Source organism: Micromonospora sp. NPDC005220, from assembly GCF_040607895.1.
Lineage (GTDB): Bacteria > Actinomycetota > Actinomycetes > Mycobacteriales > Micromonosporaceae > Micromonospora.
Genome location: NZ_JBEXHP010000081.1, coordinates 1 through 19,573 on the forward strand (window position 1 = coordinate 1; position 19,573 = coordinate 19,573).

Sequence of the window (19,573 nt, forward strand, 5' to 3'; positions counted from 1 at the left end):
GGCCGGCCGGGCTCAGCGCAGCAGATCGTGCAGGGCGCGCATCGAGCGGACGGCCGAGCGGATCTCCTGCAGGTAGCGCCCCGGGGTGAGCGTCTGCTCGGGCAGCACCGCCAGGTCGGCCAGCGCCGGGTCGACCCCGACGGTGTCGATGCCGCACCCGTACGGCACGGCCAGGGTGCGCAGCGCGTCGCAGTGCTGGAACGGCACGTAGATCGGCGCGGTGACCATCAGCGTCGCGTCGCCCGGCGCGAGCTGGACGTGTTCGGCCCAGAACCGCTGCGTGTCGGCGGTGTGCGCCCGCCGCCGGTGCGGCTCGCTGGAGGGCGCGGCGAGCACCCGTACCGGTGGCAGACCAGCCGGCCGGTAGGTCCGCGACGACCAGGAGTGGTGCGGGTGCCCGGCGTCCACGCCGTCCTGCTCGGTCGGGGCGGTCACCCCGAACACCCGCCGGACCGCCGTGTCCAGCACGTCCACCTCGGTGTCGTCCGCCGGCAGGCCCGCGTCGGCCAGGGTCGCGCGTTCCCACTCCGACAGCGGACGGAAGCTGCCCAGCACGGCGACCTCGCCGGTCACCCGCACGCCGGTGCGCAGCAGGTGCGCGGCGTACGCGACGCGGCGTACGCACGCGTGCGCCAGGCCGCCCAGCACCACCAGGTGGGCGTACGCGCCTCGGGCCGGCAGCGATGGACGAACCATGCCGAGCGTGGCGGCCGCGTCGAGGACCAACCTCGACGTCCGCGCGTCGAGGGTCGGCTCCCGCGCCTCCGGGCGTTCGCGCCCCTGCCGGAAATCCCAGTGCCGGGCGGAGAAGTCGTCGAGGAACCGGAGCACCTCGGCGAGGTCACCGGCCGGCCAGTCACCGCCGAAGTGCCGGACCAGCCCGCGGAGCGAGGCGGAGCCGACCCAGGCCGAGACCTCGGCCGTGATCTGCTCGGCGACCATCCCGGTCGACGGGGCCGCGTCCGCGCTCTGCACGTGGCGGATGCTACCGCCCCGGCACGGTGGGGCGGTGACCGTTGACGTGCTGTCAGGTCGTGCCGGCCTTGCGCTACAGGGTGACAGTTGTCCGTTCCGGCCGGCGGTGGGACCGTGCGGTATCCGCGAACGCCGCTGAAGGGGTGCCACGATGACCGACGACCTGCTGGCCCGGCACCGGGCCGTCCTCCCACCCTGGATGCCGCTGTACTACGCCGAGCCGATCGAGCTGGTCTCCGGCTCGGGCCGCCGGGTCACCGACGCGCAGGGCCGCAGCTACCTGGACTTCTTCGGCGGCGTGCTGACCAACATGATCGGGTACGACATCCCGGAGATCCGCGAGGCGGTCGAGCGGCAGCTCGCCACCGGCATCGTGCACACCTCGACGCTCTACCTGATCCGCCAGCAGGTGGAGCTGGCCGAGAAGATCGCCCAGCGCTCCGGCATTCCGGACGCCCGGGTGTTCTTCACCAACTCCGGCACCGAGGCGAACGAGGCGGCGCTGCTGGTCGCCACCAACCACCGTCGCTCGCACCAGATCCTGGCCGTGCGGAACAGCTACCACGGCCGGTCGTACGCGACGATGGGCGTCACCGGCAACCGCAACTGGTCGGCCAGCGGCCTCAACCCGCTCCAGGTGGCCTGGCTGCACTCCGGCGACCGGGTGCGTGGCCTGCTGGCCCGGCTCAGCGCCGACGAGCAGGTCGACGCGGCGGTGGAGGACCTGCGCGAGGTGCTGGCCACCCAGACCTCCGGCGACGTGGCCGCGCTGATCGCCGAGCCGATCCAGGGCGTTGGTGGTTTCGTGCACCCGCCGGACGGGCTCTTCGCCGGCTGGAAGAAGGTGCTCGACGAGCACGGCATCCTGTTCATCGCCGACGAGGTGCAGACCGGTTGGGGGCGTACCGGGGAGCACTTCTGGGGTTACCAGGCGCACGGTGTGACCCCGGACCTGCTCACCTTCGCCAAGGGCATCGGCAACGGTTTCGCCCTGGCCGGGGTGGTCGGCCGGGCCGAGGTGCTGGAGGCGGTGTCGGCCATCAGCTTTTCCACCTTCGGCGGCAACCCGATCTCCACGGCGGCCGGCAACGCCGTCCTCGACTACCTGATCGCGCACGACCTCCAGGCGAACGCGGCCCGCGTCGGCGCGATCCTCGCCGACGGCCTGCGGTCCGCCGTGGGCGGTCTCGACTGCGTCGCCGAGGTACGCGGAAAGGGGCTCATGCTCGGCGTCGAGTTCGTCCGGCCGGGCAGCGGCGAGCCGGACCCGGCCCTGACCAACCGCGTCTTCGAGGCGTGCCGCGACGGCGGTCTGCTCACCGGCAAGGGCGGGCTCTACGGCAACGTGCTGCGGATGGGTCCACCGTTGACGCTGACCGAGGAGGAGGCCCGCGAGGGCCTGGCGATCCTCGTCGACGCGATCCGCTCGTCGGCGGAGGCGGCGGCATGAGCATCGGCGGTCTGGGCGGCATGAGCATCGGTCACTTCATCGACGGCAAGCGGGTCGGCGGCAGCTCCGAGCGGCGCGGTGACGTGTTCGACCCGGCGACCGGTCGGCGTACCGCCGAGGTCGAGCTGGCCTCGACCGCGGACGTCGACGTCGCGGTGCAGGCCGCCGCCCGCGCCGCGAGGGCCTGGCGGGACGCGTCGCTGGCGCGACGCTCGGCGGTGTTGTTCGCCTTCCGGGAGTTGGTGCACGCCCGGCGGGACCGGCTCGCCGAGGTGATCACCGCCGAGCACGGCAAGGTGCTCGCCGACGCCGCCGGCGAGGTGCAGCGCGGCCTGGAGGTCATCGAGTACGCGTGCGGGCTGCCGTCGGCGCTGCGCGGCGCGTTCAGCGAGAACGTCTCCACCGAGGTCGACTCGTACACCATCCGGCAGCCGCTCGGGGTGGTCGCGGTGATCTCTCCGTTCAACTTCCCGGTGATGGTGCCGCTGTGGTTCGTGCCGGTGGCCGTGGCGTGCGGCAACGCGGTGGTGCTCAAGCCGAGCGAGAAGGACCCGAGCGCGGCGCTGCTGCTGGCCGAGTGGTTCGCCGAGGCGGGCCTGCCCGACGGGGTGCTCAACGTGGTCAACGGTGACAAGGAGGCGGTCGACGCGCTGCTGGAGCACCCGGAGGTGCGGGCGGTGTCGTTCGTCGGCTCCACCCCGATCGCCCGGTACGTCTACCAGCGCGGAACGGCCGCCGGCAAGCGGGTGCAGGCGCTCGGCGGGGCGAAGAACCACATGGTGGTTCTCCCGGACGCCGACCTGGACCTGGCCGCCGACGCGGCGGTCAACGCCGGGTTCGGCTCGGCGGGGGAGCGGTGCATGGCCATCTCGGTGCTGGTGGCCGTCGAGCCGGTGGCGGACGCCCTGGTCGAGCGGATCGCGACCCGGATGGCCGGGCTGCGTACCGGCGACGGCCGGCGGGGCTGCGACATGGGTCCGCTGGTGACCGCCGCGCACGCGGCGAAGGTGCGCTCCTACGTGGACGCGGGCGTGGCCGCCGGCGCGCTGCCGGTGGTGGACGGGCGGGACGTGACGCCGGACGGCGACCCGGACGGCTTCTGGCTCGGCCCGACGCTGTTCGACCGGGTGACCCCGGACATGTCGATCTACACCGACGAGATCTTCGGGCCGGTGCTCAGCGTGGTCCGGGTCGGCTCGTACGACGAGGCGGTGGACCTGGTCAACGCCAGCCCGTACGGCAACGGCACGGCGATCTTCACGAACGACGGCGGTGCGGCCCGGCGCTACCAGCACGAGGTGGAGGTGGGCATGGTCGGGATCAACGTGCCGATCCCGGTGCCGATGGCGTACCACTCGTTCGGCGGCTGGAAGTCGTCTCTCTTCGGTGACCTGCACGCCCACGGCGAGGACGGGGTGCGCTTCTTCACCCGGGGCAAGGTCGTCACCAGCCGGTGGCTGGACCCGCGGCACGGCGGGGTCAACCTCGGGTTCCCCACCCAGACCTGAGCAGTCGCAGCACGCCCGCCCCGGCCAGGTACGCCACCAGGGCCGGGACGGGCGCGCCGAGCGGCTCCGGGGCCTGCTTCGGCGTCGTGCTGTTGAGCAGCAGCGCGGCCACCACGGCGGCATAGGCGGCGACCGCCAACACCGCTCGGGCCGGGGTGCTTCGGCCGTTCCGACGCCCGGTGCGGTGCCGGCCGCTGCGCGCCTCCACCGGCCCGAAGATGGCGACCAGCACCGCCAGGACGGCGCTGAGCAGCAGCAACCAGGGCACCCGCCAGGCCCACCAGGCGGCGGTGCCGACCGCCGGGGTGGGCAGCGTGCCGATCGCGTCGAGCAACCCGATCAGCAGGATCGCGGCGGTCAGGTGCCAGAGGAAGACGGTCAGCACCACCAGGTTCACCCCGATCACCAGCTGCCACGGCCCGGTGCGGCGCAGCAGCCGTTCCGCCGGGCCGCGCAGCAGCAGGATCAGACCGAGCTGGAAGGCGGCGACGGCCAGCAACGCGAGGCTGGGCGGCGTGGCGTTGTCGAGTCGCTCGCCGGGCACCGTGAGCATGGCCACCGGCCACGGACCGAGCACGGTGAGCAGCAGCAGCGCGCCAAGCCCGCCCGCCAGGAACACCAGGCCGGCCCGGCGGGAGATGGGCAGCCGTGTTCGACGTACCCCCGGACGGTCGGGAGTCGACGGCCCGGCGGCGTCGGTCTCCGCCTGCGGCGGCGGGGTCTGACCGGCGGCGTCGGTCTCCGTCTGCGGCGGCGCGGTCTGACCGGTGGGCGGCGGCGCGGCGCGGGTGTCGTGCCAGGCGAAGCCGAGCTGGTGGATGGCCAGCCAGCCGAACAGGTAGTTGCCGTAGCTCAGCTCCTCCGGCCCGGTCAGCCGGCCCAGGTCGCCGAGGCCGACCAGAACGACCAGAACCAACGGTACGGCCAGGCCGAGGCGGCGGTGCAGCGCGTACATCGGTGGGGTGAGCACGACCGCCACCAGGTAGGCGACCAGGAACCACAGCGGGATGGTGGCGAACCAGAACACCTCCCGGATCTGGGCGGGCTTGGCACCGCGCGCCCAGGCGACCGCCGCAGCGGCGGTGAGCACCAGCAGCAGCATTGTGGTGGGGCGGACCAGCCGGGCGCTGCGGTCGATCAGCCAGCCGATGGCGTCGCCGCCGCGTCCCCGCAGCCGGGTCAACGAGGCCGCGTTGGCATAGCCTCCGACCAGGAAGAAGACGGGTATCACCTGGGCCAGCCAGGTCAGCGGGTACGCCCAGCGCAGGTCACCGAGCGCGGAGTGCCCGGTGAGCTGCCCGGCGGAGTTGCGCCCGATCACCGTGACGCCCCAGTGTCCGAGAACGACCATGGTGATGGCGAGCGCACGGAGCAGGTCGACGTACCGCTCCCGCCCAGCCGGGGTGCGCTCGGCCAACCGCTGCAGACGGCGCATCCCCCCAGGCTAGGCGATCGGGCGGCGGCTGTTGGTGATAACTTCGCCCGGTCCGTCCGCGTCCTTCGCTACCGGCCCGAGGCGGTGGGGCGCGGGGCGGTCAGGGTGGCGTGGGCGCGGTGGGTCATCAGGGGGTGGGGAAGAGGTGGGCGTGCAGCGCGGCTGGGTCGGTCACCTCGGGTAGGCCGCGGGCGGCGAGCCAGGCTGCGGCGGCGGCCCCGTCTCCGGCGGTACGCAGCGGTGCGTCCGGCCAGTATTGGGCGATCTCGGCCCGGACTGCGGCGGCGAGCGGGGTGTCCGCGGTGAGCAGGCCGCCGCCGAGCACGATCGGTGTCACCGCCCCGACGGTGCGGATGCGGCTCATGCTCCCGGTCAGGTGCGCGGCGGCGTCGGTGATCAGCGCGGTGGCGACCGGGTCGCCGTGGGTGGCGGCGTCGATGACCAGCGGTGCGAGTCGGGCCAGTTCGATGGGGGGTCGACGGGTCACCGTCTGGATGGTGGCGTCGACGGTGTCCCGGGGGCGGGCGGCGATGTCGGCGCTGCCCAGCAGGTCGGTGAGGACGGTCGTGGCCAGCGCGCCGGGGGTGCGCCCCGCGTCGAGGTCGGCGAGCAGTCGGCGCACCGCTTCCCGACCGAGCCAGAAGCCTGAGCCGGTGTCGCCGAGGAGCCAGCCGTGGCCGTCGGCGATGCGGTCGAGCCGCAGGTCGTGGACCTGCGCGGTGATCGCACCGGTGCCGGCGATGAGGATGGTGCCGTCCGGCGCGGCGGTGCCGGAGGCGTACGCGACCAGGGCGTCGCCGTGCACCTCGTACGGGCAGCGCAGGCCGGCGTCGTGCCAGGCCCGGTCGAAGGCGGCCCGCCCGGCCGGGTCGGCGAGCAGCCGGCCGGCTCCGGCGAGCCCGATGGTGCCGGCGGCCACCCGCGTCGGGTCGACGCCGGTGAGCGCCTCGCGGAGCGCGGTCAGCAGTTCGGCGGCGGCGCGTTCGGCGCCGTGACTGGTGGGGTTGCCACCGCCGGCGCGGCCGGTGCCGACGAGTTGCCCGGTGAGGGCGAGGACGGTCGCCCGGGTGGACGTACCGCCGACGTCGAGACCCACCACGACGGTGTCGGGCATCGGCACGGCTCTCCCTGCGAGAAACGGTGATCTGGCTTGTTCATGCTGGTCGGCGGGGTCGTGCGGGGCAAGTTCCGGGGGGCGTGAGGGGCTGTGCACCAGGTAACAGTTTGAAAACTTCGCCCACAGTCTTGACATAGAGGGGCGTCTAGTAAGAACTTTTACCACTAACGGTTAACAGTCTTTTCGGAAAGCTGAGGCGACTCATGGTTGATCACGAGGTGGACACCGCCGCTGGGACCGCGGTGGTCGACGCCGACGTGATCGACCGCAGAACCTCAGCTTCCGACGGAGTGCTGGCCCGGGTGCGCAACGGGCTCGGCGAGTTGACCGGCGCCCTGCGCCGGGTCGCCGAGCACGTGCTCAGCGACCCGGAGGCCGCCGCCCGCTCGACAATCGTCGAGCTGGCCGAGCGCAGCGGCACCTCACCGGCGACCATCACCCGATTCTGCCGGGTGATGGGCTTCGAGGGGTACGCCGACCTGCGACTGGGCATCGCCTCCGAGACCGGTCGGGCGCGCTCGGCCGGTTGGACCGTCGACATCGGACGGGAGATCCAGCCGAGCGACCCGCTCGCCCGGGTGCTCGACCAGATCATGGCCGCCGACACCCGAGCCATGCACGACACCGCCGCACTGCTCGACCTCGGCGAGGTGGAGCGGGCCGCCGTGGCGATCGCCGGCGCCAGCCGGGTCAACATCTTCGGTGCCAGTGGCAGCGCCCTGGTCGGCGAGGAGATGCAGTTCAGCCTGCACCGTATCGGGGTGGCCGCGTGGGCGTGGAACGACGTGCACGAGGGGCTGGCCAGCGCCGCGTTGCTGCGCCCGGGGGATGTGGCGCTCGGCATCTCGCACACCGGGCAGACCCGGGAGACCATCGAGATGCTCGCCGAGGCGGGCAGCCGGGGCGCCACCACGCTCGCGCTCACCGGCTTCCCCCGCTCACCGTTGGCCGAGCTGGCCGACATCGTGCTGCTCACGGCCAGCCAGGCGACCACCTTCCGGCCGGACGCGCTCTCCGCCCGGCACCCCCAGCTGGTGGTGCTCGACCTGCTCTACATCGCCGTCGCCCAACGCACGCACGACCGTGCGCACGCGGCCTTCCAGCGCACCGCGCAGGCCGTCGACGGGCACAAGGCGGCGAAGGGAGCCCTCTCATGATCAGTGCCCAGGGTTACGCGGACGCCGTCCGCCCGGTGCTCGACCGGCTGCTGGACTCGGAGGCCGACGGGATCACCCGGGCCGCCGACCTGATCGCCGACAGCCTGCGTGACGGCGGCGTGCTCCAGGCGTTCGGCGCCGGGCACTCGGAGGCGTTCGCCGCCGAACTGGTCGCCCGGGCCGGCGGGTTGGTCCCCACCAACCGGCTCTCGGTACGGGACCTGGTGGTGCACGGTGACGCCCCGCGCGACGTGCTCGCCGACCCCAAGCTGGAACGTGATCCCTCCATCGCCCACCAGATCTACGCGCTCGCGGCGCCCCAGCCGCGCGACGTGTTCGTGGTGGCGTCCCAATCCGGCATCAACGGCTCGGTGGTCGAGCTGGCGGCGCTGGTCACCGAGCGCGGTCACCCGTTGATCGCGGTCACCTCGGTCGAGCACACCGCACGGGTGGCGCCACGGCACCCGTCCGGGCATCGGCTCGCCGACCTCGCCGACGTCGTGCTGGACAACGGCGCGCCGTACGGCGATGCACTGCTGCCGCTCGAGGGCGGCGGCGCGGTCTGTGCGGTCTCCTCGGTCACCACGGCGTTGCTGGCGCAACTGCTGACCGCGGAGGTCGTACGACGGTTCCACCAGGCCGGGGAGGTACCCCCTATCTACCTCTCCGCCAACGTCCCCGGCGGGGACGAGCACAACCTCGCCCTCGAGTCGCGGTACGCCGGACGTCTCCGGCGTACCGCATGACCCGAATTCCTCAAGGAGAGACGACGATGTCGATTACCCCCGAACACCCGGCCGCACTCGACCGTCGCACGGTGCTGCGTCGCGCCGCCGCCGTGGGCATGCTCGCCACTCCGGCCATCGGCCTGCTCGGCGCCTGCGCCACCAGCAGCAACGACGGCGACAACGAGCAGGTCGCCGGCGGCACCAAGAGTGAGAAGAACCCGCTGGGCGTCAAGGAGGACGCCGCGATCGAGGTGGTCATCTTCAACGGTGGCTACGGCGAGAAGTACGCCACCGACGTGCACGAGCCGCTGTACAAGAAGGCGTTCCCCAAGGCGGAGATCAAGCACCAGGCCACCCAGGCCGTCTCCACCGTGCTCCAGCCGCGGTTCGCCTCCGGTAACCCGCCGGAGTTCGTGAACAACTCGGGCGAGAAGCTGATGGACTTCGGCGCGCTCGTGGCCGACGGTCAGCTCCAGGACCTCACCGAGCTGTGGGACGCGCCGTCGGTCGACGACCCGGCGAAGAAGGTCCGCGACACGGTGGTGCCCGGCACCATCGAGGCCGGCTCGTTCAACGGCAAGCCGTACGTCCTGTACTACGTCTCCACGGTCTTCGGCCTCTGGTACTCGGGCAAGCTGTTCAAGGACAACGGCTGGGCACCGGCGAAGAACTGGGACGAGTTCATCACCCTGCTCACGAACATCAAGGCCAAGGGCATCACCCCGTACGGCTACGCCGGTGCGAACGCGGCCTACTACCAGTGGAACGTGATCCTCACCCACGCCGCCAAGATCGGCGGCACGGACGTGCTGAAGAACATCGACAACCTGGAGGACGGCGCCTGGAAGCAGGACGCCGTGAAGCAGGCGGCCACCGCGTGGGCCGAGGTGGGCGCGAAGTTCAGCGACAAGAGCTTCGAGGGCCTCAAGCACACCGACGTGCAGCTGCGGCAGAACCAGTACAAGGTGGCCCTGTACCCCAGCGGTGACTGGCTGGAGGGCGAGCAGAAGAAGGACACCCCGGCCGGCTTCGACTACCAGCTCATGCCGGTGCCGAGCCTGTCCGCCTCGGACAAGCTGCCGGCCACCGCGCTGCGCGCCACCGCCGGTGAGGGCTACTTCGTCTCGGCGAAGAGCAAGAACCCCAAGGGCGGGCTGGAGTACATGCGTCAGATGCTGTCCAAGGAGGGAGCGAAGGGCTTCACCGAGGTGGTCAAGGCCCCGACCGTGGTCACCGCCGGTTCGGAGGGCTTCGCCTTCCCGCCCGGTGTGGCCAGCTCGCAGGCCGCGCTCAAGGCGGCCGGTCAGGACGTGTTCAACCTGTACTTCGACGGCTGGTACAAGGAGCTCGACACGGAGGCGCGTACCGCCACCAACGAGCTGATGTTCGGCCGGATCAACGCGGACGCCTTCGTGGAGCGGATCCAGAAGCGCGCCGACGCGATCAAGAAGGACAGCTCCGTCGCCAAGTTCAAGCGTTGATCGATCGGAGCTAGGGTCATGCGGCACGGCAAGTATCCATTCGTGATCGGGTTCCTGTTCGCCCCGGTCGCGCTGTACGTGACATTCGTGATCTGGCCGTACGCGCAGGCGTTCCAGATCTCGATGACCAACTGGCGGGGGCTCTCCGCCCCGCAGTGGGTGGGCTTCGACAACTACCGGAGGTTGCTCGACGACGGCGCCTTCTGGAAGGCGGTCCAGCACCACGGCGTACTGCTGCTTGCCCTGCCGCTGATCACCATTGCCATCGCCTTGTTCTTCGCCTTCCTGCTCAACGTGGGCGGCAAGAGCATCGGTGGTCAACGCCAGGGGGTCTGGGGGGCGAAGTTCTACCGGGTGGTGTTCTTCTTCCCCCAGGTCCTGGCGGTGGCCATCATCGCGGTGTTGTTCCAGATGGTGTACCGGCCGAACGAGTCCGGCCTGATCAACGGCGTGCTGATGAAGTTCGGCCTGGAGCCGATCCTCTTCCTGGTGAAGCCGAACCTGGCCCTCTGGTCGATCCTCGCGGTGCTGGTCTGGCAGGCGGTCGGCTTCTACGTGGTGCTCTTCTCGGCCGGGATGGCCTCCATCCCCGGTGAGATCTACGAGGCCGCCGAGATGGACGGTGCGACCAGGGTGACGCTGTTCTTCCGGGTCACCCTGCCGCTGCTGTGGGACACCCTCCAGGTGGCCTGGGTGTACCTGGGCATCGCGGCGTTCGACGCGTTCGCCATCGTCGCGGTGCTCTCGGTGGACGGTGGCGGCCCGGACGGCGCCACCACCGTGCTGGCCATGGAGATCTACCGCAACGCGTTCGTCTACTCGAAGTACGGCTACGCCTCGGCGATGGGCGTGGCGCTGTTCTTCCTCACCCTCACGTTCGCGGCGCTGACGCTGCGGCTCACCAAGCGGGAAAGCGTGGAGTACTGATGAATCCGCAGTCGACGCTGCCGCCCCCGGCGGCGCTGCCGCCGAAGACCGGTGACCCGTCCGCCCCCGCCGGGCCGGGGCGCAAGGGCCCACGGTCCGAGGTACGACTCTTCGCCAACCTGGGGCACGTCGCGCTCGCCGTCTGGGCGGTGATCGTGATCGTGCCGATCCTCTGGACCTTCCTCGCCGCGTTCAAGAACACCAGCGAGATCTTCAGCAGCCCGTGGACGCTCCCGGCGGAGCTGCGCTGGGAGAACTTCTCCCGGGCCTGGACCAAGGCGCACGTCGGGCGGTACTTCCTGAACAGCGTGATCGTGGTGTCGTGCAGCACGTTCCTCACCATGCTGCTCGGCTCGATGGCCGCGTACGTGCTGGCCCGCTACAAGTTCTGGGGCAACCGGGCGGTTTACTTCCTCTTCGTCTCCGGGTTGGCCTTCCCGGTCTTCCTGGCTCTGGTGCCGCTCTTCTTCGTGGTGAAGAACCTGGGTCTGCTGGACACCCACACCGGCGTGGTGCTGGTCTACACCGCGTACTCGTTGCCGTTCACGGTGTTCTTCCTGGCCGCGTTCTTCAAGACGCTGCCGTCGTCGGTGGCCGAGGCCGGGATGATCGACGGCTGCTCGCACACCCGGCTGTTCTTCCGGGTCATGATGCCGATGGCGAAGCCGGGCCTGATCAGCGTGGCGATCTTCAACATCATCGGTCAGTGGGCGCAGTACCAGCTGCCGTTGGTGCTGCTCTCCAACGCCAAGGACAAGTGGGTGCTCACCCAGGGCATCGCCGACATCTCGGTCAACGCCGGCTACGAGGCGGACTGGTCCGGGCTGTTCGCCGCGCTGACCATCGCCATCCTTCCGATGATCATCGTGTACGCGGTCTTCCAGCGGCAGATCCAGGCCGGCCTCACCTCCGGCGCGGTGAAGTAGGGCGTCAGCGCTCGTCGCCGCGGGCGTGCCAGGAACGCCACAGGGCGGCGTACGCGCCACCGGCCGTGACCAACTCATCGTGGCTGCCGATCTCGGTGATCCGGCCGTCCGCGAGCACCGCCACCCGGTCGGCGTCGTGCGCGGTGTTGAGCCGGTGCGCGATCGCGATGACGGTCCGCCCGACCAGCACGGCGGCCAGCGCGCGCTCGGTCCGTCGGGCGGTGGACGGATCGAGCGCCGCGGTCGCCTCGTCCAGGATCAGCGTGTGCGGGTCGGCGAGCACCAACCGGGCCAGCGCGAGCTGCTGGGCCTCGGCCGCACCGAGTTGACGGGCCCCGTCGCCAAGCTGGGTGTCCAGGTCGTCGGGCAGCTCGGCGTACCACTCGGCGCCCACGGTGAGCAGCGCGGCGCGCATCTGGTCGTCGGAGGCGTCGGGCGCGGCGAAGGAGAGGTTGTCGCGTACCGAGCCGATGAAGACGTGGTGCTCCTGGGTGACCAGGGCGATCCGGCGGCGTCGCTCGGCCGGGTCGAGGTCGGTGACCGGGCAGCCGCCGATGCTGACGACGCCCTGCCGCGGCGCGTCGATCCCGGCCAGCAGCCGGGCCAGGGTGGACTTGCCCGCGCCGGACGGGCCGACGACGGCCAGCCGCTCACCCGGCTGCACCTCCAGGTCGATGCCGTGCAGCACGTCCGGCCCGTCGGCGTAGGAGAACCGCGCCGCGCGAACCACGAGCCGCTCACCCCGGGACGAGGCCGTCGTGCCGGGTGGTTCCGGCGGAACCATGCCGACACCGAGCAGCCGGGCGTACGACGCGAAGCCGCGTTGCGCCTGCTCCGTCCACTGCAACAGGCGGTCCAACGGGTCGATCGCCTGTTGCAGGTAGAGCGCGGCGGCGACCACCGCGCCGAGCGACACCATGTCCCGGGACAGCAGGTAGCCGCCGACGAGCAGCACCATGGCGACCGGCAGCGGGTAGCTGGCCTCGACCACCGAGAAGAACACGGTACGCAGCGCGAGGGTGGCCCGCCGGGCCCGCCACACCAGCGTGATGCGGGTGGTGCCGTGCCGGATCCGGTCGTCGGCCAGCCGCAGCGCCTCGACAGTGCGCGCGCCCTCGGCGGTGGTGGTCAGCGTCTCGGTCAGCTCGGCCGCCGCCGCGCCCTCGGCGAGGTACGCGGAGCTGGCCCGGCGCAGGTACCAGCGGGTCACCGCCACGATCGACGGGAGCCCGGCCAGCGCGGCCAGCCCGAGCATCGGGTGCAGCAGGAACACCGCCCCGAACAGCAACGTCAGCTGCACGGTGGCGATGACGATGGTGGGCACCACGTCCCGGACGGTGGTGCCGACCGTCGACACGTCGACCGAACTGCGGGTGGCCAGGTCACCGGAGCCGGCACGCTCGACGACCGAGACCGGCAGCCCGAGAGTCCGGGAGACGAACTCCTCACGTAGTTCGGCGACGGCCCGTTCGCCGAAGCGGTGGCCGGCGTACTGGGCGTACCGGGAGAGCAGGGCGCTGACCAGGACGCAGCTGGCGATGGCCAGTGCCAGCCGGTCCACGGTTGCCACGCTCGCGCCCGCGGTGACCCGGTCGACGACGGTGCCCAGCAGCCACGGCGGGGCGAGCCCGGCGACCGCGGCGGCGCTGTGCAGCACCAGCACGATCCCGACCGCGCGCCGATGCCGACGGATCATGTCCAGTAGAGCCCGGCGTACGGTGCCGCGGTCGGCCACCGGCAGCCGGCTCACCGGTACGCCTCCTCGGTGTCGGCGGGCCGTGTCGGATCGGGGTCCTCGCTGCCGCGGGCCACCAGGTGCCGGTAGGCCGGGTCGCGGTCGAGCAGGTCGGCGTGGTTGCCGGTGGCGGTGATCCGGCCGGCGCTCAGGTGCGCGACCAGGTCGGCCTGGCCGAGCAGCAGCGGCGACGTGGCGATCAGGACGGTGGTCCGCCCGGCCCGCGCGGCCCGCAGCCGCTCGGCGATCCGCGCCTCGGTGTGCGCGTCCACCGCCGACGTCGGGTCGATGAGGATCAGCACCTCCGGCTCGGCGTGCAGCGCCCGGGCCAGCCGGACCCGTTGGCGTTGACCGCCGGAGAGCGTCCGGGCGCGGGCGTCGATCGGTGTGTCCAGCCCGGCGGGCAGGGCGTCGGCGACGTCCTGCGCCGAGGCGGTCCGCAGCGCCACGGCGATCCGCTCGTCATCGTCGTCGGCCCCGGCGCTCAGGATGTCGCGCAGTGTGCCGGCGAAGAGGTACGAGTCGTGGTCGGCGACGAGGAGCCGCGCGCGCACCTCGTCCAGGGTGACCTCGCGCAGCGGCACGCCGCCCCAGGTGACGCCGCTGACGACGTACCGGCCGAGCCGGTCGGCCAGGGCCAGTGCCTCCGCCGGATCGTCGGCGGCCACGCCGGTCAGCCGCCCGGCGCGCACGGTCAGCCCGGTCTCCGGGTCGTGCAGATCGGCCGGGCCGTCCGGTGCCACCGAGTCACCCGGCCGCCGCGCCGAGGGCACCGGACCCGGCCGGTGTGCCTCGGGCCGGGGATCGGGCCAGCGGCGACCCGGGCCGCCGACATCGTCAGGTGTCATGGTGAGCAGGTCGGCGATCCGACGGGCGGCGACCCGACCCCGGATGAGCTGGTGACTGCCCTCCAACAGGAACCAGACCGGCACGATCAGGGTCGCCACGTAGCCGTAGACGGCGACCAACTCGCCGATCGTGACGTCACCGGTCACCGCCATCCGGGCGGTCAGCCACACCACCGCCGCCAGGAACAACCCGGGGATGGCGACCGTCGCCGCGTCGATCCAGCTGTTGACCGCGCCGACCCGGTAGCCCTCGGCGCGCAGCTCCTGGGAGCGGGCCGCGTACCGCCGGGCGAAAAGGTCCCGGCCGCCCACCCCGGCGAGCACCCGCAGCCCGGCCACGATGTCACCGGATCGGGCGGTGAGCGCGCCCTGTTGCCGGCGGTAGACCGATTCGGCCCGCTCCAGGCGGCGCAGCAGCGGCCCCACCACCAGGCCGACCACCGGCACCCCCACCAGCACGCAGAGCGCGAGCATGGGAGAGATCGACCAGAGCACCACGGCGATCACCCCGTACGCGACGACAGCGCCGACGCCCGGCCCGGTCAGCGTCAGCACCTGCGCCGTCCAGTCGATGTCGGAGCCGCCGATGGTGGACACCTCGCCCGCACCGACCCGGCGGGGCAGCACCGCGCCGATCCGGGACAGGTGGCGCAGCAGGACCTCCGCCGAGCGGGCCTTGGCGTCCTCCCGGATGAAGGTCATCGTGCGGTGCCGCATGATGCCCAGGTAGGACAGCGCCACCCCGGCGACCACGATCGCCGCGACCCAGAGCGCCAGGGCGCGGGTGTCGCCGGCGCGCAACCCGTCGTCGACGGCCCGGTAGATCAGGTAGGGCCGGGCCGAGAGGCCGACCATCCAGGCCGTGCCGAGCAGGCTGCCGCGCAGCACCCGCCAGGGTTGGCAGCGGACCAGCCACCACAGGTAGCGCATCGGACCACGGGTGTCGGGGGTGCCTGGATCGGGATGCGGGATCTGCGGAGGCACCCGATCACGCTACCGACCATCTCCGACACCGCACTGACCCGACAGCAGTGAGGTGCGCCTCCGTTCCTGTCAGACGGGAGAGGCAGAATCACGTTCGTGCTGGTGGCGGTGGTGTCCGACGAGCGGGGTGGGGGAGTGCTGTGCCCGCTGGACGGCGCCGGCCAGCCGTCCGGCCCGCTCGAGACCGTCACCGATCTGGTCGCCGCGGTCGCCGCCCGCGAGGCCGCCGAGCACCCGCGCTGGGTCTGGGCGGCCGCCCCGGCGGTCTACCCGACGCTGCTGCGCGCCGGCGTCCGGGTGACCCGGTGTCACGACGTGGAGCTGACCGAGGCGTTGCTGCTCGGGCACGCGGGCCGCTGGGGCGAGCCCCGCTCGTTGGCCGCCGCCTGGGCCCGGCTGACCGGCACGGCGGTGCCGCCCGATCCACCGCCGCGCGCCGCCGCGCCGCCCGGGCATGGCCAGGGCGCGCTCTTCGACACCCTGCCCGGTCCGCCGGGCCCGGGCATCGAGGCACTGACCCGGGTGTACGCCGACCAGCTCGCCCGGGTCGCCGCGACCGAGCACCCCGGCCGGTTCCGGCTGCTGGTGGCTGCCGAGTCGGCCGGCGCGCTGATCGCGGTGGAGATGGGCGTCGCCGGGCTGCCCTGGCGTGCCGACGTGCACAACGAGATCCTGCACGAGCTGCTCGGTGAGGCGTCCCCGGTCGGTGGGCCGCCACGCCGACTCGCCGAGTTGGCCGCCCGGATCGCCGACGCGCTCGGCGTACGCGGCCTGCACACCGACTCCCCGGCCGAGCTGCTGAAGGCGTTCGCCCGGGTCGGTGTGGAGCTGCCCAACACCCGGGCCTGGGTGCTGCGCGGGGTGGACCATCCGGCGGTGCCGCTGGTGCTGGAATACAAGGAGCTCTACCGGATCTGGACGGCGCACGGCTGGGCCTGGCTCGATCAGTGGGTGCGGGGCGGCCGGTTCCAACCGGAGTACGTGCCGGGTGGTGTCGTCTCCGGCCGGTGGGCCACCCGGGGTGGTGGCGCGTTGCAGATCCCCAAGGTGATCCGGCGGGCGGTGGTGGCCGATCCGGGCTGGCGGTTGGTGGTCGCCGACGCCGGCCAGCTGGAGCCTCGGGTGCTGGCCGCGGTGTCCGGCGACGCACGGCTGGCGGCGGCGGGCGGTGCCGGCGACCTCTACGCCGCGCTGGCCCGGGACTCGTTCGGCGGTGACCGGGCCAAGGCCAAGGTGGCCCTGCTCGGCGCGATGTACGGGCAGACCGGTGGGGCCGCGGTGCCCGCGTTGGCGGTGCTGAAGCGCAGTTACCCGACGGCGTTCGGGTATGTCGAGGCGGCCGCGCGCACCGGTGAGACGGGTGGGCTGGTGCGGTCCTGGTTGGGGCGGACGTGCCCGCCCGGCTCCGCGGGGTTCGGTGATCCCGACGACGAGGCCGCCGACCCGGAGCGGGCGACCGATCCGCAGAGTCCCCGGGCCCGTGCCGCGCGTTCCCGGGGGCGCTTCACCCGCAACTTCGTCATCCAGGCCACCGCCGCGGAGTGGGCCTCCACGTTGCTGGCCACGCTGCGCACGGAGCTGTCCGGCACCGACGCCGAGCTGGTCTTCTTTCAGCACGACGAGGTGGTCGTGCACGCGCCCGCCGGTCAGGCCGACGCGGTCGCCGAGGCTGTCAACCGCTCCGGGGAGCGCGCCTCCGCACTGCTCTTCGGTGCGACGCCGGTCCGGTTCCCGCTGGACCTGTCCATCGTCGACTGCTACGCCGACGCGGCCTGACCGCCACCCCCCCTTGATCAAGTGATGAAAAGTAGGTTCCAGGCACTCTCCCGACCTACTTTCCATCACTTGATCAACGACTCCCGGCAGGGGGCGGCGGCGCGGGGCGGGGCGGGGCGGTGGGACGGTCCGGTGTGTAACGGTTGTGCTATTTCTCCTTTGCGCCCCGCCACCCACGAGTGGCCGCCCTCGTTGCAAGGTCCGTAGGAGGGGGTGGATCGGACACGGTCCGTCCCGTGCTGGAGGGGGCGCAGCTGAACCGGATCGCAGGAATGATCATCGCCGCGGGCGGGGGACGACGGATCGGTGGTCCCGAGGCGCTGCTGCACAAGGGCGAGAAGCCACTGGTCAACCAGATGATCGACACGATGACCGAGGCGGGCTGCGAGCAGATCGTGGTCGTGCTGGGTGCCGCTGCCGAGCAGGTCCGGGAAACCGCCGACCTGGGCCAGGTCACCGTCGTCATCAACAAGGCGTGGGGCACCGGGGTCGGCTCCTCCATTCGGGCCGGCCTGGCCGCCATGGACGACGAGGGCATCGAGGCGGTGGTGGTGGTCCCGGTCGACATGCCGGGGCTGACCGCCGTCGCGATCCGGCGGGTGGCCGCACTGCCGTACCCCGACGTGTTGGTCTGCGCCACCTACGACGGGCTGCGCGGCTACCCGATGCTCTTCGGTCGCCGGCACTGGCCCGGCATCGCCACGCTGGCCAGCGCCGACGTGGGTGCCCGACCGTACCTGCTGGCGCACAAGGACCAGATCGTCGACATCGCCTGCGACTCGGTGGCCGACGGCAGTCGGGTCGACACCCCGGAGCTGCTTCAGCTCTACGGACTCACCGTTCCGCCGCAGCGCGTCGAGGTGTAGCGGCGTCGGCGACCAGGAGGTCACCGCGCCACTCTGGCCGCGCTCTCGTACGCCGCCGCTCGTGCGATCACCTCGCGGGTGGCGCGGGCGGGGTGGCCGCTGTCGAAGGGTGGCTGCGGGTCGTACTCCATCCAGAGTTGGACCGCCTCCGCGGTCGTCCGGTCGGTGAGGAGTTCGACGAGTCTCAGTCCCATGTCGATGCCGCTCGACACGCCGGCCGCGGTGATGATCCGGGCGTCCAGTTCTTCGACGACCCGCTGGGCCGTCGGCTCGGCGCCGAAGCGGACCAGTTCCTGCGCCACCCGGTAGTGGCTCGTGCCACGGCGCCCCCGCAGTAGTCCGGCTGCTCCCAGCAGAATCGAGCCGGAACAGACGGAGGTGGTGAACGTCGTCGTCTGATGGATCCGCCTGATCCAGCCCGGTAGGGGCCCGGCGAGGGCCGCTATGGTCCCGGGTCCTCCGGGAACGACGAGAACGTCGGTCGCCACCACATCGTCGAACGCGGACTCGGCGATGAGGGAGACCGCCCCACAGTCGTCCCGGACGCGACCGGCACGTTCGGCGACCAGGGCCACCTCGATGCCCGGCGTGAGGGCCAGTGGCTGGTAGACGCCGATGACGTCCAGCGCGGTGAAACGCTCGTACAGCGGGATGACGACCTGGGTCACCGGAAGCTCCTACAGTCGATGTGGCTGCGGTCAGAGGGTCGAGAAGCGGGCGCGAAAAGCGCCCGGGGTGGTGCCGAGTCGATCGCCGAAAACACGGCGCAGCGACTCGGCGGACCCGAATCCCGCCCTGGTCGCCACGGCGTCGAGGCCGAGGTCGGACTGCACCAGCAGGCGTTTGGCGGCCTCCAGGCGAAGCTCGGTGAGGTAACGCCCGACGGTGAGTCCCGTCTCCCGGGCGAAGAGACGCTGAAAGTGCCGGGGCGACATGGCGAACTGCGCGGCAAGGTCGTCCACCCGGTGTTTCGCGGCCGGATCGGCGTCGAGGGCCCGCTGAACGGCGGCCACCCGCTTCTCGGTGGCGCGTTCCAACCACACCGGGCCGGAGAACTGAGCCTGCTGGCCGGGCCGGTGCAGGAACATCACGAGCCAGCGGGCGATCTCCTGGGCGACCCGTGCTCCCTGGTCGGCCGCCACGACGGCCAGCGCCAGATCGATTCCCGACGTGACACCACCCGATGTCCAGACCGGGCCGTCGTGCACGTAGAGGGCGTCGTGGTCGACGGTGAGGTCGGAGAATCGCCGGCCGAGGTCCCTGGACAGGGACCAGTGGGTGGCCACCCGCCGACCATCGAGCAACCCGGCCCGCGCGCACAGGAACGCCCCGGAACAGACCGACAACAACCGCGTGGGGCGGCACTCCCGCAACCAGGCGACGAGGTCGGCGTGCCCATCCTCGGCCGCCGCCGCACGGCCGCCGGGCACGACGAGGGTGCCGGCCCGGACCGGCTCTCCGAGCGCGGTGGCCGTCATGACCAGGCCGCTCTCGGACACCACCTCGGCCTCCGCGCCCGCCAGCCTCAGCTCGTACGCGGGGCGCTCACCACGTACCGCCCGGTACCGGTTCGCCCCCGCCAGGACCTCCCACGGCCCGGTGACGTCGAGGGACTGCATGCCCGCGAAGGCGACGACGGTGACGGGCTCAACCATGCCCT

The 19,573-nt window shown here is 72.1% G+C and carries 16 protein-coding genes; 9 read left to right on the forward strand and 7 right to left on the reverse strand.

The window, feature by feature from the left end; genetic code table 11:
• Positions 1–12 precede the first annotated feature (12 nt).
• Positions 13–975, reverse strand: coding sequence for a hypothetical protein (locus ABZU52_RS24000; RefSeq protein ID WP_354973227.1), 963 nt, complete (start codon positions 973–975; stop codon positions 13–15).
• A gap of 151 nt (positions 976–1,126) precedes the next feature.
• On the opposite strand from ABZU52_RS24000, the gene ABZU52_RS24005 reads away from it, so the two are divergent.
• Complete coding sequence (locus ABZU52_RS24005; RefSeq protein ID WP_354973228.1) at positions 1,127–2,425, forward strand: aspartate aminotransferase family protein; 1,299 nt, start codon at positions 1,127–1,129, stop codon at positions 2,423–2,425.
• A gap of 20 nt (positions 2,426–2,445) precedes the next feature.
• Entirely contained in the window at positions 2,446–3,933 is a 1,488-nt protein-coding gene (locus ABZU52_RS24010) for a CoA-acylating methylmalonate-semialdehyde dehydrogenase (protein WP_354973243.1), read from the forward strand.
• Here the strand turns inward: ABZU52_RS24010 and ABZU52_RS24015 are convergent.
• Both ABZU52_RS24015 and ABZU52_RS24020 read right to left on the reverse strand, forming a co-directional pair.
• Entirely contained in the window at positions 3,905–5,368 is a 1,464-nt protein-coding gene (locus ABZU52_RS24015) for an acyltransferase (RefSeq protein WP_354973229.1), read from the reverse strand. The two genes, ABZU52_RS24010 and ABZU52_RS24015, sit on opposite strands and share 29 nt — an antisense overlap.
• A 127-nt stretch (positions 5,369–5,495) precedes the next feature.
• Positions 5,496–6,482: a BadF/BadG/BcrA/BcrD ATPase family protein gene (locus tag ABZU52_RS24020; protein WP_354973230.1), complete on the reverse strand. Its 987-nt coding sequence runs from the start codon at positions 6,480–6,482 to the stop codon at positions 5,496–5,498.
• 206 nt (positions 6,483–6,688) lie between these two features.
• Between ABZU52_RS24020 and ABZU52_RS24025 the strand changes: the two genes are divergently transcribed.
• From ABZU52_RS24025 to ABZU52_RS24045, 5 genes are read left to right on the forward strand one after another with little or no spacing between them, the layout of a single operon-like run.
• A complete protein-coding gene (locus tag ABZU52_RS24025; RefSeq protein ID WP_354973231.1) occupies positions 6,689–7,642 on the forward strand; it encodes a MurR/RpiR family transcriptional regulator in 954 nt (317 codons plus the stop codon).
• Entirely contained in the window at positions 7,639–8,388 is a 750-nt protein-coding gene (locus ABZU52_RS24030; protein ID WP_354973232.1) for an SIS domain-containing protein, read from the forward strand. The genes ABZU52_RS24025 and ABZU52_RS24030 overlap by 4 nt, the downstream gene beginning before the upstream one ends.
• Positions 8,389–8,414: 26 nt before the next feature.
• Entirely contained in the window at positions 8,415–9,851 is a 1,437-nt protein-coding gene (gene ngcE, locus ABZU52_RS24035) for an N-acetylglucosamine/diacetylchitobiose ABC transporter substrate-binding protein (protein ID WP_354973233.1), read from the forward strand.
• An 18-nt stretch (positions 9,852–9,869) separates the two neighbouring features.
• Positions 9,870–10,778 carry a sugar ABC transporter permease gene (locus ABZU52_RS24040; protein ID WP_354973234.1) on the forward strand — a complete coding sequence of 303 codons (909 nt, stop codon included), beginning with the start codon at positions 9,870–9,872 and terminating at the stop codon, positions 10,776–10,778.
• On the forward strand, positions 10,778–11,704 hold the full coding sequence (locus tag ABZU52_RS24045) for a carbohydrate ABC transporter permease (RefSeq protein WP_354973235.1): 927 nt from the start codon (positions 10,778–10,780) through the stop codon (positions 11,702–11,704). Before ABZU52_RS24040 ends, ABZU52_RS24045 begins: the two co-directional genes overlap by 1 nt.
• 4 nt (positions 11,705–11,708) lie before the next feature.
• On the opposite strand, the gene ABZU52_RS24050 is transcribed toward ABZU52_RS24045, so the two are convergent.
• Both ABZU52_RS24050 and ABZU52_RS24055 read right to left on the reverse strand, forming a co-directional pair.
• Positions 11,709–13,400 carry an ABC transporter ATP-binding protein gene (locus ABZU52_RS24050; RefSeq protein ID WP_354973244.1) on the reverse strand — a complete coding sequence of 564 codons (1,692 nt, stop codon included), beginning with the start codon at positions 13,398–13,400 and terminating at the stop codon, positions 11,709–11,711.
• A 50-nt stretch (positions 13,401–13,450) separates the two neighbouring features.
• Positions 13,451–15,217 carry an ABC transporter ATP-binding protein gene (locus ABZU52_RS24055; RefSeq protein ID WP_354973245.1) on the reverse strand — a complete coding sequence of 589 codons (1,767 nt, stop codon included), beginning with the start codon at positions 15,215–15,217 and terminating at the stop codon, positions 13,451–13,453.
• A gap of 120 nt (positions 15,218–15,337) precedes the next feature.
• Between ABZU52_RS24055 and ABZU52_RS24060 the strand changes: the two genes are divergently transcribed.
• Positions 15,338–17,047, forward strand: a complete 1,710-nt coding sequence (locus ABZU52_RS24060) for a bifunctional 3'-5' exonuclease/DNA polymerase (protein ID WP_354973246.1) — start codon at positions 15,338–15,340, stop codon at positions 17,045–17,047.
• A gap of 272 nt (positions 17,048–17,319) precedes the next feature.
• The gene (locus tag ABZU52_RS24065; protein WP_354973247.1) at positions 17,320–17,913 is read left to right on the forward strand and encodes a nucleotidyltransferase family protein; all 594 of its coding nucleotides are present in this window, start codon (positions 17,320–17,322) and stop codon (positions 17,911–17,913) included.
• Between the two features lie 20 nt (positions 17,914–17,933).
• Here ABZU52_RS24065 and ABZU52_RS24070 read toward each other — a convergent pair whose 3' ends face one another.
• A complete protein-coding gene (locus tag ABZU52_RS24070; RefSeq protein WP_354973236.1) occupies positions 17,934–18,581 on the reverse strand; it encodes a DJ-1/PfpI family protein in 648 nt (215 codons plus the stop codon).
• Between the two features lie 30 nt (positions 18,582–18,611).
• On the reverse strand, positions 18,612–19,568 hold the full coding sequence (locus ABZU52_RS24075) for a helix-turn-helix domain-containing protein (RefSeq protein ID WP_354973237.1): 957 nt from the start codon (positions 19,566–19,568) through the stop codon (positions 18,612–18,614).
• Positions 19,569–19,573 lie beyond the last annotated feature (5 nt).

What these genes read in the sequence shown, in the direction of transcription:
- ABZU52_RS24075 (WP_354973237.1), bottom strand. Translation starts at nt 19,568, where the DNA reads ATGGTTGAGCCCGTCACCGTCGTCGCCTTCGCGGGCATGCAGTCCCTC.
- ABZU52_RS24065 (WP_354973247.1), top strand. Translation starts at nt 17,320, where the DNA reads ATGATCATCGCCGCGGGCGGGGGACGACGGATCGGTGGTCCCGAGGCG.
- ABZU52_RS24050 (WP_354973244.1), bottom strand. Translation starts at nt 13,400, where the DNA reads ATGATCCGTCGGCATCGGCGCGCGGTCGGGATCGTGCTGGTGCTGCAC.
- ABZU52_RS24005 (WP_354973228.1), top strand. Translation starts at nt 1,127, where the DNA reads ATGACCGACGACCTGCTGGCCCGGCACCGGGCCGTCCTCCCACCCTGG.
- ABZU52_RS24055 (WP_354973245.1), bottom strand. Translation starts at nt 15,217, where the DNA reads ATGCGCTACCTGTGGTGGCTGGTCCGCTGCCAACCCTGGCGGGTGCTG.
- ABZU52_RS24030 (WP_354973232.1), top strand. Translation starts at nt 7,639, where the DNA reads ATGATCAGTGCCCAGGGTTACGCGGACGCCGTCCGCCCGGTGCTCGAC.
- ABZU52_RS24015 (WP_354973229.1), bottom strand. Translation starts at nt 5,368, where the DNA reads ATGCGCCGTCTGCAGCGGTTGGCCGAGCGCACCCCGGCTGGGCGGGAG.
- ABZU52_RS24020 (WP_354973230.1), bottom strand. Translation starts at nt 6,482, where the DNA reads ATGCCCGACACCGTCGTGGTGGGTCTCGACGTCGGCGGTACGTCCACC.
- ABZU52_RS24010 (WP_354973243.1), top strand. Translation starts at nt 2,446, where the DNA reads ATGAGCATCGGTCACTTCATCGACGGCAAGCGGGTCGGCGGCAGCTCC.
- ABZU52_RS24040 (WP_354973234.1), top strand. Translation starts at nt 9,870, where the DNA reads ATGCGGCACGGCAAGTATCCATTCGTGATCGGGTTCCTGTTCGCCCCG.
- ngcE (WP_354973233.1), top strand. Translation starts at nt 8,415, where the DNA reads ATGTCGATTACCCCCGAACACCCGGCCGCACTCGACCGTCGCACGGTG.
- ABZU52_RS24025 (WP_354973231.1), top strand. Translation starts at nt 6,689, where the DNA reads ATGGTTGATCACGAGGTGGACACCGCCGCTGGGACCGCGGTGGTCGAC.
- ABZU52_RS24045 (WP_354973235.1), top strand. Translation starts at nt 10,778, where the DNA reads ATGAATCCGCAGTCGACGCTGCCGCCCCCGGCGGCGCTGCCGCCGAAG.